At 48.9% G+C, this 14,225-nt stretch carries 11 protein-coding genes and 1 tRNA gene; 7 read left to right on the forward strand and 5 right to left on the reverse strand.

Annotation, left to right across the window (positions count from 1 at the left end):
* The first annotated feature begins 312 nt into the window (after positions 1 to 312).
* On the forward strand, positions 313 to 3,090 hold the full coding sequence (polA, locus tag BLW37_RS11440) for a DNA polymerase I (protein WP_091342991.1): 2,778 nt from the start codon (positions 313 to 315) through the stop codon (positions 3,088 to 3,090).
* Between the two features lie 427 nt (positions 3,091 to 3,517).
* Here polA and yihA read toward each other — a convergent pair whose 3' ends face one another.
* Positions 3,518 to 4,138 carry a ribosome biogenesis GTP-binding protein YihA/YsxC gene (gene yihA / locus BLW37_RS11445; RefSeq protein WP_091342992.1) on the reverse strand — a complete coding sequence of 207 codons (621 nt, stop codon included), beginning with the start codon at positions 4,136 to 4,138 and terminating at the stop codon, positions 3,518 to 3,520.
* 260 nt (positions 4,139 to 4,398) lie between these two features.
* Between yihA and BLW37_RS11450 the strand changes: the two genes are divergently transcribed.
* The 3 genes from BLW37_RS11450 (at position 4,399) to BLW37_RS11460 (ending at position 6,710) form a co-directional block, all read left to right on the forward strand.
* Complete coding sequence (locus tag BLW37_RS11450) at positions 4,399 to 5,025, forward strand: c-type cytochrome (RefSeq protein WP_091342994.1); 627 nt, start codon at positions 4,399 to 4,401, stop codon at positions 5,023 to 5,025.
* 657 nt (positions 5,026 to 5,682) lie between these two features.
* A complete protein-coding gene (gene yihI / locus BLW37_RS11455) occupies positions 5,683 to 6,249 on the forward strand; it encodes a Der GTPase-activating protein YihI (RefSeq protein ID WP_091342996.1) in 567 nt (188 codons plus the stop codon).
* Positions 6,246 to 6,710: a DUF2489 domain-containing protein gene (locus tag BLW37_RS11460; protein ID WP_091342997.1), complete on the forward strand. Its 465-nt coding sequence runs from the start codon at positions 6,246 to 6,248 to the stop codon at positions 6,708 to 6,710. The genes yihI and BLW37_RS11460 overlap by 4 nt, the downstream gene beginning before the upstream one ends.
* Positions 6,711 to 6,757: 47 nt before the next feature.
* On the opposite strand, the gene BLW37_RS11465 is transcribed toward BLW37_RS11460, so the two are convergent.
* From BLW37_RS11465 to BLW37_RS11480, 4 genes are all read right to left on the reverse strand, one after another.
* A complete protein-coding gene (locus BLW37_RS11465) occupies positions 6,758 to 7,666 on the reverse strand; it encodes a hypothetical protein (RefSeq protein WP_091342999.1) in 909 nt (302 codons plus the stop codon).
* A gap of 194 nt (positions 7,667 to 7,860) precedes the next feature.
* Positions 7,861 to 9,144: a metal-dependent hydrolase family protein gene (locus tag BLW37_RS11470; protein ID WP_091343001.1), complete on the reverse strand. Its 1,284-nt coding sequence runs from the start codon at positions 9,142 to 9,144 to the stop codon at positions 7,861 to 7,863.
* Between the two features lie 153 nt (positions 9,145 to 9,297).
* The gene (locus BLW37_RS11475; protein ID WP_091343003.1) at positions 9,298 to 9,834 is read right to left on the reverse strand and encodes a DUF1285 domain-containing protein; all 537 of its coding nucleotides are present in this window, start codon (positions 9,832 to 9,834) and stop codon (positions 9,298 to 9,300) included.
* Positions 9,835 to 9,903: 69 nt separating this feature from the next.
* Positions 9,904 to 9,979, reverse strand: a tRNA-His gene (locus BLW37_RS11480).
* Between the two features lie 159 nt (positions 9,980 to 10,138).
* On the opposite strand from BLW37_RS11480, the gene BLW37_RS11485 reads away from it, so the two are divergent.
* From BLW37_RS11485 to BLW37_RS11495, 3 genes are all read left to right on the forward strand, one after another.
* Complete coding sequence (locus BLW37_RS11485) at positions 10,139 to 10,966, forward strand: mechanosensitive ion channel domain-containing protein (RefSeq protein ID WP_091343166.1); 828 nt, start codon at positions 10,139 to 10,141, stop codon at positions 10,964 to 10,966.
* Positions 10,966 to 11,703 carry a DUF481 domain-containing protein gene (locus BLW37_RS11490; protein WP_091343005.1) on the forward strand — a complete coding sequence of 246 codons (738 nt, stop codon included), beginning with the start codon at positions 10,966 to 10,968 and terminating at the stop codon, positions 11,701 to 11,703. Before BLW37_RS11485 ends, BLW37_RS11490 begins: the two co-directional genes overlap by 1 nt.
* 189 nt (positions 11,704 to 11,892) lie before the next feature.
* Complete coding sequence (locus tag BLW37_RS11495) at positions 11,893 to 14,223, forward strand: EAL domain-containing protein (RefSeq protein ID WP_091343007.1); 2,331 nt, start codon at positions 11,893 to 11,895, stop codon at positions 14,221 to 14,223.
* The last annotated feature ends 2 nt before the right edge of the window (positions 14,224 to 14,225 follow it).

Genomic DNA, 14,225 nt, shown 5'->3' on the forward strand with positions numbered 1-14,225 from the left:
TTTTTTTCTGTTCGCAGCCAGAGCAGCAGAAAAACTTTCCACACGATGGAATAAAAATAATAATAAGGGCTTCAGCAGTTTCCCCCTTTATTTTACATAATGAATTTCAATAAGTTAGCTTACGCGAGGTCATCTTGTGTTGGCCCTTTAGTTTGCTTTGAATTTATTTTTTGCACAAAGTTATCCACAGCTTGCCTGGATTGAGTGGTTGGGTTTTCACTTGCCCGTGATCCTGGCTAGGTCGTTCGGACGGCCTGTAGTATCATTCCTGCTTCAGTATGAAAACCACTTGGTAAAAGTACAGGATGCACTATGGCTTCACACCCGGATACTCCACTTGTTTTAGTTGATGGTTCATCGTATTTGTTTCGCGCCTACCACGCTCCCCCTCACCTGACCAATTCCAAAGGAGAAGCAACTGGCGCTATTTACGGTGTAGTCAATATGCTCAAAAGCTTGCTCAAGCGCTACCAACCCGAGCAGATGGCGGTTGTGTTTGATGCCAAGGGGCCTACTTTTCGCAACGAGCTCTATGCTGAATACAAAGCACACCGGCCGCCAATGCCGGATGATTTGCGTAGCCAGATAGAGCCATTGCATCAAATCATCCGTGCTATGGGCTTGCCGCTGCTGTGCGTCTCTGGCGTAGAGGCCGATGATGTGATTGGCACTTTAGCCCGTTTGGCCAGCGCGTCTGGGCGCGAAACGGTGATCTCGACGGGCGATAAGGATATGGCACAACTGGTCGATCAGCACGTTACCCTAATCAACACCATGACAGATACCGTGCTGGATACGGCCGGAGTAGAAGCTAAGTTTGGCGTGCCTCCGGAGCTGATTATTGATTATCTGGCCCTGGTTGGTGATAAGTCAGACAATATTCCTGGTTTGCCTGGTGTCGGTGATAAAACTGCCACTGCCATGTTGCAGGGGATTGGCGGGGTTTCGGCGTTGCTGGTTCAATCGGAAAAGTTGGCTGAGCTCAGTTTCCGTGGTGCCAAAACCATGGCTGAGAAGTTATTAGCACACCAAGCTCAGGTAGAGTTGTCGTATCAGCTGGCAACCATCAAAACCGATGTCGAATTACCCTATCAACTCGATGATTTAGCCATACAGCCAGTGGATACGGCTGCTTTAGCAGAGCTGTATAAAGCCTGTGAGTTTAATCGCTGGTTAAAAGAATTGCTTAGCGCAGAGACTGAGCCAGCTGCAACCAGGGTAGATGCCGCTGCATTGGAGCAAGAAGACCAGCCAGAGCAAGTCGTGGCAGCAAGCCTGGACCAATCGGGCTATCAAACGGTGCTCAGTGAACAAGCTTTTGAGCAGCTCATGCATGAGCTGGATCGCAGTGAGCTGACAGCTTTGGATACCGAAACCACCAGCCTGGATTATATGGAAGCACAGCTGGTAGGCTTATCTTTTGCAACCGAGCCAGGCAAAGCCTGGTATGTGCCGCTGGGGCACGATTATCTGGACGCGCCTGCCCAATTGGACAAAGCGTGGGTGCTGGCTCGTCTGAAGCCGTGGTTGGAAGATGCCGACAAAGCCAAGGTTGGTCAGAATCTGAAATACGACCAGAGTGTACTGGCACGCTATGACATTGCCTTGCAAGGTATTGCCTTTGATACCATGCTGGAGTCCTATGTATTGAACAGTGTGGGATCCCGCCACGATATGGACAATCTGGCGTTGAAGTATCTGGGCCACAATACCATTAGCTTTACCGACATAGCCGGCAAAGGAGTCAAACAACTCACCTTTAATCAGATCGAGCTGGAGCAAGCCAGCCGTTACGCGGCCGAAGATGCCGATGTAACACTGCGCCTGCATCAGACCTTATGGCCCCAGCTGCAGCAAACCTCAACCCTAGTTCGGGTGTTGAAGGACATTGAAATGCCGTTGGTTCCAATTTTATCAGCGATGGAACGGCATGGTGTTTTGATCGATGCCAGCTTGCTAAAGCAGCAGAGCCAACAATTGGGTAGCCGCCTGGCTGAGCTCGAGCAACAGGCGCATCAGCTGGCAGGGCAGGAATTTAACTTGGCTTCACCCAAACAGCTGCAACAGATTTTGTTTGAGCAGCAGCAGTTGCCGGTCTTAAAGAAAACCCCGAAAGGGACACCATCGACAGCCGAAGAAGTGTTGCAGGAGCTTGCGCATGATTACGAGTTACCGCGCTTACTGATGGAACACCGCATGCTGAGTAAGTTGAAGTCCACCTACACTGATAAGCTGCCAAAGATGATTAAGTCTTCGGGACGGGTGCATACCTCTTACCATCAGGCGGTCGCAGCAACCGGCCGGCTTAGCTCAACCGAGCCAAACTTACAGAATATTCCCATTCGTAGCGAGGAAGGCCGCCGTATCCGTCATGCCTTTATTGCGCCTAAGGGGAAAAAGATCCTGGCCATCGATTACTCGCAAATTGAACTGCGCATCATGGCACATTTATCCGGTGATAAGGCGTTACTGGATGCTTTTGCCGCTGGGCTGGATATTCATAAAGCGACAGCAGCCGAGGTGTTTGCTGTGCCTTTGACAGAGGTCACAACCGAGCAACGACGCCGCGCCAAGGCGGTGAACTTTGGTCTGATTTATGGCATGTCGGCTTTTGGCCTGGCACGCCAACTGGATATCGGACGCCAGGAGGCGCAGCAATACGTCGATCGCTATTTTGAGCGCTTCCCGGGGGTGTTGGCTTATATGGAACGGACCCGAAAGCAGGCGCATGAGCAGGGATTTGTTGAAACCATTTTTGGCCGTCGGTTGTATCTGCCGGAAATCAATGCCCGCAATATGGCCCGGAAAAAAGCAGCTGAACGGGCAGCTATTAATGCTCCGATGCAGGGAACGGCTGCCGATATCATTAAACGGGCGATGATCGATGTCGCTAGCTATTTGAAGCAACACTGCGAGTTGCAGGCGGTGATGATTATGCAAGTACACGATGAACTGGTGTTCGAAGTGGCCAACGAGCAAATCGATACCGCTGCACGTGAGCTGGCTGCTGTCATGGAGCAAGCCGCAAGTCTGGACGTGCCTTTGCTGGCTGAAGCGGGCTTTGGTGATAACTGGCAGCAAGCGCACTAACTTGCTCTGGCTTCAGCTTGCCAACAATTGGTAATTTTATTACCAATTGTTGGCTGTAAATGACTAAATAAGATTTTTTGTAGTTTTTTTACCAAATGTGCTTGATTTTTTAGCAGTGCACGCTAGTATAGAAAATGTAGGGTACAGAGGTAAGATGTTCTATCTTTCAGTGTCAGAACTTAGTTCTAACCGGAAAGTAGGCTTACTATTAGCCGCCCCACTGCTTGCAGTGGGGCGTTTTTTTATTTTTGGCGGTCATTGCATCACGGCAAATTTTTTCGGTTATTTTTAGAGTAAATACTTCAAACTTGTATTTTTATGTAGTATCATTACATCGTCTCAAAGATTGAGACACCCTGTTGATTTGAACTAATAGCTTCTCCCCGTTTGCTATACCGGCCTCCACTGTGAGGCCGTTTTTTTAGGCTCAGTCCTGAGCCTGATCTGGACAAAACCATTGTGTCAGAGCTTGTTCCAGTTCGGGTAAGCCCTGCTTGCTTAATGAACTAAAAACCTGTACCTGCACATCACCCATAAAAGCCAGCGCGGCTTCCGTGACTTCCAATAATGCTTTTTTACGTGGCCCCGGGCTTAGTTTGTCGGCTTTGGTCAGCAATAAACGCACCGGCAGTTCGCTGGCCACAGCCCAGTGAATCAAATCCTGATCCAAATCTTTTAGTGGGTGGCGAATATCCATCAGTACAACCAGACCTTTCAGGCTAGTGCGTTTTTGTAGATATTCACTGAGTGAGCGCTGCCATTTCTCTTTTACTGCCAACGGCACTTTGGCAAAACCATAACCGGGCAAGTCAATCAGCCGTTGCTGCTCATTCAGTTGAAAAACATTGATCAACTGAGTGCGGCCAGGTGTCTTACTGGTGCGGGCAAGGCTTTTTTGGCGGGTCAGGGCATTAAGGGCGCTGGACTTGCCTGCATTGGAGCGGCCTGCAAAGGCAACTTCAATGCCATCATCCGTTGGCAACGCCCGAATATCCGGCGCGCTGGTCAGGAAGGTAGCTTGTTGATAATTGATGGTCGGGGTGCTCACAGCAAACTCCAGTCAGTTTAAATCAAGCTTGAGCAAAGGCTTTCACCACAGATTAGAGTGGGCTAGACAAATAGTGCTCAGGCTGTTTTTTGGGTTCCAATGCTTCATTGTAACGGATCGGATGGATCGGAAGAAGCAAATGCTGTATAGATGGGATTTTATATTAGACAGAATCGTGTAAAATAAGCAGCTGAAACAACTTAGCAATAACTATGGTGCCACCCAGCTGGCGACTAAATGCGGACAGAGACGGAAACAACATGAAAAGACTTGTACTGCCACTTACGCTGTTATTCAGCATGATAGGGGCGGCCCATGCATTTGATGGCGATGCGGCGGCCGGTAAGGAAAAAGCAACCACTTGTGTTGCCTGTCATGGCACCGATGGCAATAGCCCTATGGATATCTATCCGAAAATTGCCGGTCAGCATGCCGAGTATTTATACAAGCAGTTGCAGGACTACAAGCTAGCCATGCAAACCGGTGGTGAACGGGGCCGCAGCAATGCGATCATGTTCGGTATGGTCGCTGGCTTGTCTGATCAGGATATGCGCGACCTGTCTGCTTATTTTGCTTCTCAAAGCATGTCGGCCGGTACTACCCCGGAACATGCGTTGGAGCGTGGTCAGCAACTTTACCGAGGCGGCGATGCTGAACGTGGTATTCCAGCCTGTATTGCCTGTCATGGCCCTCGAGGCGCCGGAACCAGTTTGTCAGGTTTTCCGCGCATCTCTTTCCAGCATGCGCCTTACCTGATCGAAACCTTAAAAGAGTTTCGTAGCGGTGCCCGTGCCAATGATATGAATGGTATGATGCGGGATATCGCCCGTAAAATGACGGATGAAGATATTGAAATGGTGTCCTTGTATCTTGGTGGTTTGCACTAAGCCTGGTATCTGTTTGCTACTAAAAACCAGCCAACCGGCTGGTTTTTTTGTCTTTCTAGCGCAATGAGCGTGAGACATATCTCACAAGCAATGTGAGATATATGCCATTGGAGTGCTTGATGAGAGTGGTTTAAGTTGCATGGGTATGCAACTAAATAACTGATAAAGCAGTAAATAATGAATGGCCTGTCAAATGTTGTGGATTTTTTTCCATCTAGGGGTTGTTATCTGCTGAAATTGGCGTAGATTAACACTTCGTTACATTAAGTAACGCGTCGAGAAAATGGAACTGATGGCACGGAAAGCTCAGTAAGTGCGACGACGAATACAACATCGCTGCGATGTTCGTGCGCTATCCATGGACGACACAGAAAGTATCAGGATGATCACTAACAAAAAAGCTGCATAGGGATATTACAAAATAATACCAGGGACCATTCGGACGCGCTGTCCAATCAGGTCATTATGACTGCAGCAGATGAAAGAAGTGTCCACTTTAGACACCTGGCAGAGGCGATAAGGCAACTTATCGCCTTTTCTTTATTCATAATTCTTCGCACCACTATCCTTGCATCCCCTGAGGATGTGTTAAAATAAAGCCCATCAATCAGCGGCTTTAGCAGCGTTTTGCGAAAAGCGCTTACCAGGTAGCAAAACATGACACGTCAAAAGAAGACTCGCAATAGTGGCGATAATGGCCCACGCTTTTTACCGGCTGCAGAAGTTCGTAAGCAGCGCGAGCGCAAAGAAGAAAGTAAAAAGTCTGGATCTGGTGGCAAGCCGGGCCAGCGCAATTCACAGTTACTGCGAAAAGCATCGGAGCCTTCTGGCAACAGTGGAAACAAGGACCCACGGTTGGGCAGTAAAAAGCCAGTGCCATTATTGCCAGAGGATGTCGCAGATGCACAACCGCTGTTAAAGCCGATCCAACCGAAAGCGTCGGTTGCTAAGGCGGTTGCGGCTGCGACCTTAACACCAGAGCAGGAGCTGGCACAACTAGAGCAAGACTCGTATTTGCAACAGCTGCTTGAGCGGGTAGAGCGCGAAGAGGTGCTAACAGGCAAAGATGCCAAGTACTTTAACCGAATGACCGAGCGCTACGAACAATTACTGCAGCAGCTGGGGCTGGCAGATGATGACGAGCCGCTTGATCCTCTGGCTGAGTTTGAGCGTACCGACTGGCGTGCGCAGTTGTTATCCGATGATGATGAGGAAAATGGATGAGTTGGTTGTGGTGGATTTTGTTATTGGCCGGGGCCGCGATTATTGCTGGTTTGGCCTTTTACGCCGGACGTTTACTGCTGCTGGTCAGGATGCAAAGTCAGCAAGCGGAGCAGACAAAGCAAAAGAAAAACCAATACCTGATTGATAGCATCGTGCTGATTAGCCGGGCCATGCAAGCGGAACAATGTGAGTTATCGGAAGGCGCTTTAAGGGTTTGGGTGCTGCTGGATCATCTGGAGCTGGCTGACAAAGCCGATCCTGTGACCGAGTACCCTGGAATTTGCCAGATGTATGAGGTGGTGAAAGATATGCCAACTCATAAAGCCCGTAAACAACACGATAAGGCACATATACGGCAGTTGGATAAAATCCGTGAAAAAGCCGAAGTGGATTTAAAAGATTTTATCCTGGCTGATGTCGAGAAGCTGCTTAGCCAGTACCGGGCTCAGGTGTCTGGCTAAACAGAAGTGGCTTTACCGTTTGAGTGGTAAAGCCTTGCGCTAACTTGTTAAAAACTACGGCGACGCAGTCGGGTCAGTACCAACAGACCCAGCAACATTGAGCCAAAGGTTGCCGGCGTATTCACGGGCGTTGGTTCTTGATTGGCGATGCTAAAATTGCTGTTATTTAACATGGCGCCACCAAAGCTGAAAGGGTCGCCAAAATAGTAGTGGCCACCGCATTGCCATTCCTGACAGCTGGCAGATGCCGGACGTCCGCCAATATAGGCGCTTACCTGATAACTTAGCTCAAAACTTGCTCCTGCCGCTAATTGGCCAAGGTTGAGCTGAAAGCTCTGTGCATCCCAGCGGTACGCTTCTGCCAGCCAACTATCATCCAGCAGAGTTTGCTCAAGGTTCGCAGTAAGGACGGTCCCTTCCGTGGTTAGTGACAAGCCGCTTGAAGTGCTCTGAAGCCATGCTCTGCTGGTCCAGATGCTTTGGCCGTTTAACAGGATGTCGGCCTGATAGGAAGCTTCCACATGGTGGCTCGGATGGAGGTCATCCTCAGGCTGCAAAGCGCCAAAAAGCGCCAGCATGCCTTGCTCAATGGTAAAGTTGAAATGATAGGACTGATCCATGCCAGTTTGATTTTGAAAGACCAGATTTTGGACCAAACTGCTATCTGCACCAAACCAGGCACCATTATGCAGGACATCCCCTTGCAGGAAGAATTTTCCTGAGTCATTGCCTTCTGAGCGAGCCGTGGCTGAAGTTGGGGTTTCAAATAGATTCACTATTTCGGCTATCGCCAGACTATCCGTGGTGCCACTGCTCGAATCCCAATTCGCAATTTCACCATGAAAATGCACAGATGCATCAGTAGTTATATCAAAGTCAATAATATTTGCGATGGCCTGGGTACTGCCCACAGCGGTAAGAATAGTTAGTGGTAAGATGTAATTGTTAATTTTCATGCGCTTTTCCCTTTAATGTTGGCGGGGTTAAGCAACATAGGTGCCATATTTATATCTTATTAAAATTCATATCATTACGATGCAGTGGTTTTTGCTGTGTAATAAATATTGACATTAGTTTGGTCATTGTTTGCTCAAATGCTTAAAATTTGTCTATAAGCCCACCAGCAGGCGAACACCGGTGGGCCTGATAGTTATTGCTTGTAAATCACGCCATCCTTCATCACAAAGCTAACTTGTCCCATCAACCCGATGTTTTCCAGTGGATTTCCGGGTACAGCAACCAGATCGGCTTTTTTGCCGGCTGTAATCGTGCCGAGCTGATCACTCACACCCAGCAGCTGAGCACCATGGTAAGTGGCAGAGCGAATTGCTTCTATGGCTGGCATGCCCGCCTCGGTCATGTAGACAAATTCCTTCCAGTTGTCGCCGTGTGGGCCAACTCCGGCATCGGTACCAAAAGCAATTTTAACGCCGGCTTGCCATGCCCTGGCAAAGGTATCCTGGATTAAGGGACCAATCTCCAGTGCTTTGGGACGCACCAGCTCAGGGAAGAAACCTGGCATGACCGCCATATCAGCGACAAACTTACCTGCACTGATGGTTGGTACATAGTATGTACCGTGTTGTTTCATCAAAGCCATGGTGGCATCGTCCATGTAAGTACCATGCTCAATCGAGTCTACGCCGGCCCGTATGGCTCGCTCCATGCCTTCTTTACCATGTGCATGCGCAGCTACCTTAAAGCCGTAATCACGAGCTGTTGCGACTACGGCCTGAATTTCTTCTTCAGTAAATTGAGCATTCATGCCGCTGGCTGCCACGCTTAAGACGCCGCCGGTGGCAGTAATTTTGATTAAATCTGAGCCTTCTTTGTAGCGTTGGCGCACAGCTTTGCGTGCTTGGTCGGGGCTATTGATCACGCCTTCGACTGGCCCGGGATCGCCCATGCGACGAAAGGAAATACCATTGGTTGGATCGGCATGGCCACCGGTGGTGGCCAGCGATTTACCCGCCGCAAAAATACGGGGGCCCTGCACATAACCATTGGCAATGGCGTTCTTCAGTGCCACGCTTACATGATGGCTGTCACCTAGCTCCCGTACCGTGGTAAAGCCGGATAACAGCGTTTTATTGGCAAAGGTTGCACCACGCAAAGCATAATCGGCCTCATTCATCCGAAAACCTTCCGCATAGGAAGTGGCGCTGATCTGAGTTGAGAAGTGGGTATGCATGTCCATCAAACCGGGCATCACCGTATGCTGGCGCAAATCTATCAGTGCATCCGTCGCCGCTGGTGACAAAAATCCTGCTTCAACGCGCTGAATGATGCCATTTTCAATAACAATGGTCTGGTTATTCAGGATCCGGTTATCTTCGGCGGTAATAAGCTTACCGGCATGGATGAAGGTCGCTGCCTGGACTGAGCTACAGGCGAGTAATACACCGACCGCTAATAAAGTTGGACGTAACATCATGACTCCAGAATGACTTATTAAAGACAACTCTTAATCTGGCAGTATTTTTACTCACAGCAAGGTGAATGCGACAAATAGCGGCATTTGACTGTTTAAGTCGGTGTCTTTGTTACAGTATCACTTATGTTGGCAGGCTTCAGTTTTTAAAAAGACTCACAGTTCTCCGAGTAAAAATCGATAGTCGGCACTTTGCAGCCACAGCTGGTTGGGATTAGCTTGCTTGCATTGCTGAGCCTGCTCTATCCATTGGTAATAGACATTGCGACTCAACCTTGCCTCTAAACCACGCCATAACCCGATGTAGGGCACCTGTTGCTCTTGATAGGCCTGCAATCGGATAGGATGTTGATGGCTAATAATGAGCTGATCGCCCAGATTGGTAACCGCAATCAGTGCCAGGCCGGCAGAGGTTTGTTGCCAATGCCAGCTGTGGATAAGAAAAGGCACGTCTTCGACCTGAATACGTACTTTTTCCACCGGCGTTTTCAGGAAATACTCCTGACCCTCTTTGACCAGTACGGAAGCGAATAACTTAACCAGAGGCAAACGGCCAATCGGACTATTCTGATATAGCCACTGACCATCCTGAGCAATGCGGAGCGCCATATCTCCACAAAAAGGAGGATCCCAGCTTTCCAGTGGAGCTTGCTGTTGCTCCAGTTGTTGCTGCAAAGCTTGCAAACTTAGCATGAAAAAAACCGTTTTGCTCTTCGGGAGTCAAGCTTAGCGGAAATTTGGCAGGAAATAAAAGAAGAAGAATGGGGTGACTGATGGGGCTCGAACCCACGACAACCGGAATCACAATCCGGGGCTCTACCAACTGAGCTACAGTCACCACTTTGCGTGGCGGGTATTTTAGCGAAAATAACGCCTGGTACCAAACTTTTTTTCCTGCCCGGGAAAAATATCCATGGATCAGGTACATTGCGATTTGAGCTGGTACAGCTTGTGCTATTATTCTGCGATAATTAACAAAAACCTGCTGGAGACGTTTATGGATGAAGTAACGAATTTTGTCACGGAAAATCAGGAGGTGGTGTACCACCATCTGATTAGTATTGTGTTTGCTTTGGTCATCTTTGTGATTGGTCGCTGGATTGCCAAAGGCATTACCGGTGTTATGGAGCGGGCCTTGCTTGGACGCTCAATCGACAAGGCTGTGGTCAGTTTCCTTGGAAGCATTGTTTATACCCTGATCATGATCGCCGTCTTGTTGATGGCACTGTCGCATATCGGTGTGCAAACCACTTCCTTCATTGCTATTTTGGGTGCTGCCGGTTTGGCGGTTGGCCTGGCGTTGCAAGGTTCCCTGGCAAACTTTGCGTCCGGTGTCTTGATCATCATTTTCCGTCCCTTCAAAGCAGGGCACTTTATTGATGCCGGTGGTGTGATGGGGACAGTGGATAAGATAGAGATTTTCCAGACCATACTAAAAACACCTGATAACAAAAAAGTGCTTATCCCCAATGCGCAAATTACCGGTAGTGCCATCACCAACTTCTCTGCCGAGCCAACCCGTCGGGTGGATTTAGTCATTGGCATCAGTTACGATTCGGATTTACGCAAAGCCAAGCAGATTCTGGCGGATATCCTGGCAGCTGATGAGCGAGTCTTAGCTGAGCCTGCTCCAGTTATCGCGATTGGTGAGCTGGCGGATTCTTCGGTCAACATTCTGGTTCGGCCTTGGGTTAATGCGGCTGATTATTGGGGTGTTTATTGGGAGACGCTGGAAAAAGTGAAGCTGACCTTTGATGAGCAGGGCATTGGTATTCCGTTTCCACAAATGGATGTGCATCTTCATTCCAACAAGCAGGAGAACTAATGAAGTATTCGATGACTGCAGCTGCCATGTTGTTGGTGGTTGCAGGTTTTCATGGTCAGGCAGAAGAACTGGGGTGGACCTCGTCTGCTGAACTTGGAGCCATTACCACTTCGGGCAATACCGAAGGGACCTCCATAACCGGCCGGCTGAATTCGCTGCAACGGCTGGAGCGTTTTGACAACGAGTATCTCTTTAGCGCCTTTTTTAAAGAAGACAAGAGGCGACTGGCGGATGGCAGTTCTGAACGCGAGCGAACGGCAGAACGTTTCAGTGCTTCGGTGAAGAGCGCGTTTAAGCTGGAAACTGAGCATGACACCTTGTTCGCGTTGGCTCGGCATACCGACGATAAGTTCGGTGCTTATCGGAAATATTCTACACTTGCTGTCGGTTATGGTACTCGTTTGCTGGACCTGGTGGATCACAGTCTGAACGTCGAGATTGGTCCGGGTTATTCCCGTGGCAAAACCGCGTTGGGTGAAACGGAAAGTGGTTTGCTGGCTCGGGCAGGTGCTATTTATCGTTGGCAAATCAGTGAGAATGCCAAGTTTCGCCAGGACCTGACCGTTGAGTATGGTGATGACAACACCAGAACCAGTGCGGAAACCTCACTAACGGCACGTATCAATGGCCGTATGCAAATGAAAGCAGCCTTTACTGTGCAAAATGACACCGATGTGCCGGTGGATAAAAAGCGTACTGATACGCAAACCTCACTGACCTTAGTCTATTCATTCTGAATAATTGCCAGCCCGCGAGGGCTGGCATACTTATTTTGCTTCATCTGCCCCTTTGCTAAATATAGTCTATGCTTAACTGGCTGATTTGTATCAGAAGCTAGATGTCTAACCAATAAATCTCAAGATTCTGAAGCCTGCATCTTGAGATTATGTGGGTATATCTCGGCCTGGAAAAAGGAAGCGTGAAGCATGCAATGGTCTACCAATGGAAGCCAGGCAAACGGTACTGGCCAACTCAGCCAGCAACCTTGGCTTGGCGCTTTGCTTTATCTCACTTTTGGTGTGCTTTGGATTAGCAGCAGTGACTATTTGCTTGGCGTGATTGTCTCGGATCCAGAATTATACAGTGAGTTTCAGACCTATAAAGGCTGGCTTTATGTTGGCTTTACTGCGGCTCTGGCCTGGGTTTTGCTCAAACAGCGGCAATCTGCAGAAAAACAATCGGCCCAGGCCAGGCAGTTGTTTGAGCAAACTTTTGAGCTGGCCAACGTTGGGATTGCACACGTCAGCCTTTCTGGGCAGTGGCTTAGAACCAATGATCGCTTGCAGCAAATCTTGGGTTATAGCCAGTTGGAATTGCAGGCAATGACATTCCAACAGATCAGCCATCCAGAAGACTTATCCAAGGATATCACCCAGCTAGAGCAGTTAAAAACCGGCGTGCGACGTGAGTACAGCATGGAAAAGCGTTATCGTCATAAAGACGGGCGTTATATCTGGTGCCGACTGGGAGTGCGAAAAGTGGATAACCCAGCCTTTGGCCAACCTTTTTATATTTCAATTATTGAAGACATTAATGACTTAAAAAACATTGAGCATGAGCTGCGGGCTGCTAACTTGAAGTTTCAGGCCTTGCTGGATAGTGAGGCCGCTATTTCTATACAGGGCTATGAGGCTGACGGTACCACCATTTACTGGAACCGTGCCAGTGAGCGCATCTATGGTTATACGCCAAAAGAGGCCTTGGGTAAAAATCTGCTGGATTTAATCATTCCGGCCACGATGGCAAATGATGTCAAAGCGGCCATTGATCACATGATGACAACGGGGCGACCCATTCCCTCCGCGGAGCTAATGCTTGAACGAAAGGATGGTAGTCTGGTGACAGTATTTTCTTCACATGCCTTGGTACAATTGCCAGACAAGCCGCCGCAGATGTATTGCATCGATATAGATCTGACGGAACAAAAAAAACACGAGCAGCAGGTCGCCTATCTTGCACACCATGATGCGCTGACCGATTTGCCAAACAGAGCGTCCTTTGTTCGCCAGTTAACGCAGGCCATTGAGCGGGCTGAGCGTCGGACTCAGCTGATTGCCGTGATTATTTTGGATGTGGATCATTTTAAGAATATCAATGACAGCTATGGCCATAGTATTGGTGATGAGCTGTTGCAACAACTCACCCAACAATTGAAAGCTGTGTTGCGACCTGCCGACTACCTGGCTCGGTTGGGGGGGGATGAATATGCGGTGCAGATTGATGATATAGCTCAGCCGGAAGATGCTGCCCGAGTAGCCAATAAGTTGCTGCAATGCATTCACCGTATCTGGACCTTAAGCAACGGTATGGAGGTGAAGTTAAGCGCCAGTGCCGGCATTAGTTTGTATCCGCTGCATGATCTAAGTGCAGAAGCCTTGCTCCAAGGCGCGGATGCCGCGTTGTATAAGGCAAAGAGTGAAGGACGCAATAATAGTGCTTACTATACTGACGGCTTAACACAAAGTGCCAGGGAGCGGCTCATGCTGGAATCCCGTCTAAGAGCCGCGATCTTAGAGCAGCATTTGGAGCTCTATTACCAGCCACAGGTTCAACTTGCAACAGGGCAAATTGTAGGCGCTGAGGCGCTAATCCGTTGGCAAGATCCGGTTGAAGGGCTGATTGGGCCAAACCGCTTTATTCCAATCGCTGAACAGACGGGGTTGATTCATGACATTGGCCTTTGGGTGATTCAGCAAAGTTGCCGGCAAGGAGTGCTTTGGCAGCAACTCGGGCTAGGTAATTTGCGCATTGCTGTGAATGTTTCTGCTCACCAGTTTCAACGTGAGGGTTTGGCGCAGCATATCGCTGATACCCTGCTTAGCACAGGCTTTGAAGCTTCCTTATTGGAGCTGGAAATGACCGAAAGTGCTTTAATCACACAGCATGCTGATGCAATCGGTTTACTGCAGCGGTTAAAGCAACTGGGCATTCGTCTGGCGATTGACGACTTTGGTACCGGTTACTCTTCGTTGGCGTATCTGAAAGCCTTGCCGCTGGATGTACTAAAAATCGATAAGAGCTTTATTGATCAATTACCAGAGCATCAGCAAGATGCTGAAATTTGCAAAGCCATTATCACTTTGGCACACACCCTGGGTTTTGAAGTGCTGGCTGAAGGAGTTGAGCATCAGGCACAGCATGATTTTCTTAAACAGATTGGTTGCGATGAGTTTCAGGGCTATCTATTTTCCAGGCCTTTGCCCGCAGATGATTTTGCTGCTTTGGTATTGCAAGGGTTGAAACAGCAAGAGTGCTGACG

This window comes from Alkalimonas amylolytica (genome assembly GCF_900107845.1).
GTDB classification, from domain to species: Bacteria; Pseudomonadota; Gammaproteobacteria; order Enterobacterales; family Alteromonadaceae; genus Alkalimonas; species Alkalimonas amylolytica.

What these genes read in the sequence shown, in the direction of transcription:
- polA (WP_091342991.1), top strand. Translation starts at nt 313, where the DNA reads ATGGCTTCACACCCGGATACTCCACTTGTTTTAGTTGATGGTTCATCG.
- BLW37_RS11450 (WP_091342994.1), top strand. Translation starts at nt 4,399, where the DNA reads ATGAAAAGACTTGTACTGCCACTTACGCTGTTATTCAGCATGATAGGG.
- yihI (WP_091342996.1), top strand. Translation starts at nt 5,683, where the DNA reads ATGACACGTCAAAAGAAGACTCGCAATAGTGGCGATAATGGCCCACGC.
- BLW37_RS11460 (WP_091342997.1), top strand. Translation starts at nt 6,246, where the DNA reads ATGAGTTGGTTGTGGTGGATTTTGTTATTGGCCGGGGCCGCGATTATT.
- BLW37_RS11465 (WP_091342999.1), bottom strand. Translation starts at nt 7,666, where the DNA reads ATGAAAATTAACAATTACATCTTACCACTAACTATTCTTACCGCTGTG.
- BLW37_RS11470 (WP_091343001.1), bottom strand. Translation starts at nt 9,144, where the DNA reads ATGATGTTACGTCCAACTTTATTAGCGGTCGGTGTATTACTCGCCTGT.
- BLW37_RS11475 (WP_091343003.1), bottom strand. Translation starts at nt 9,834, where the DNA reads ATGCTAAGTTTGCAAGCTTTGCAGCAACAACTGGAGCAACAGCAAGCT.
- BLW37_RS11485 (WP_091343166.1), top strand. Translation starts at nt 10,139, where the DNA reads ATGGATGAAGTAACGAATTTTGTCACGGAAAATCAGGAGGTGGTGTAC.
- BLW37_RS11490 (WP_091343005.1), top strand. Translation starts at nt 10,966, where the DNA reads ATGAAGTATTCGATGACTGCAGCTGCCATGTTGTTGGTGGTTGCAGGT.
- BLW37_RS11495 (WP_091343007.1), top strand. Translation starts at nt 11,893, where the DNA reads ATGCAATGGTCTACCAATGGAAGCCAGGCAAACGGTACTGGCCAACTC.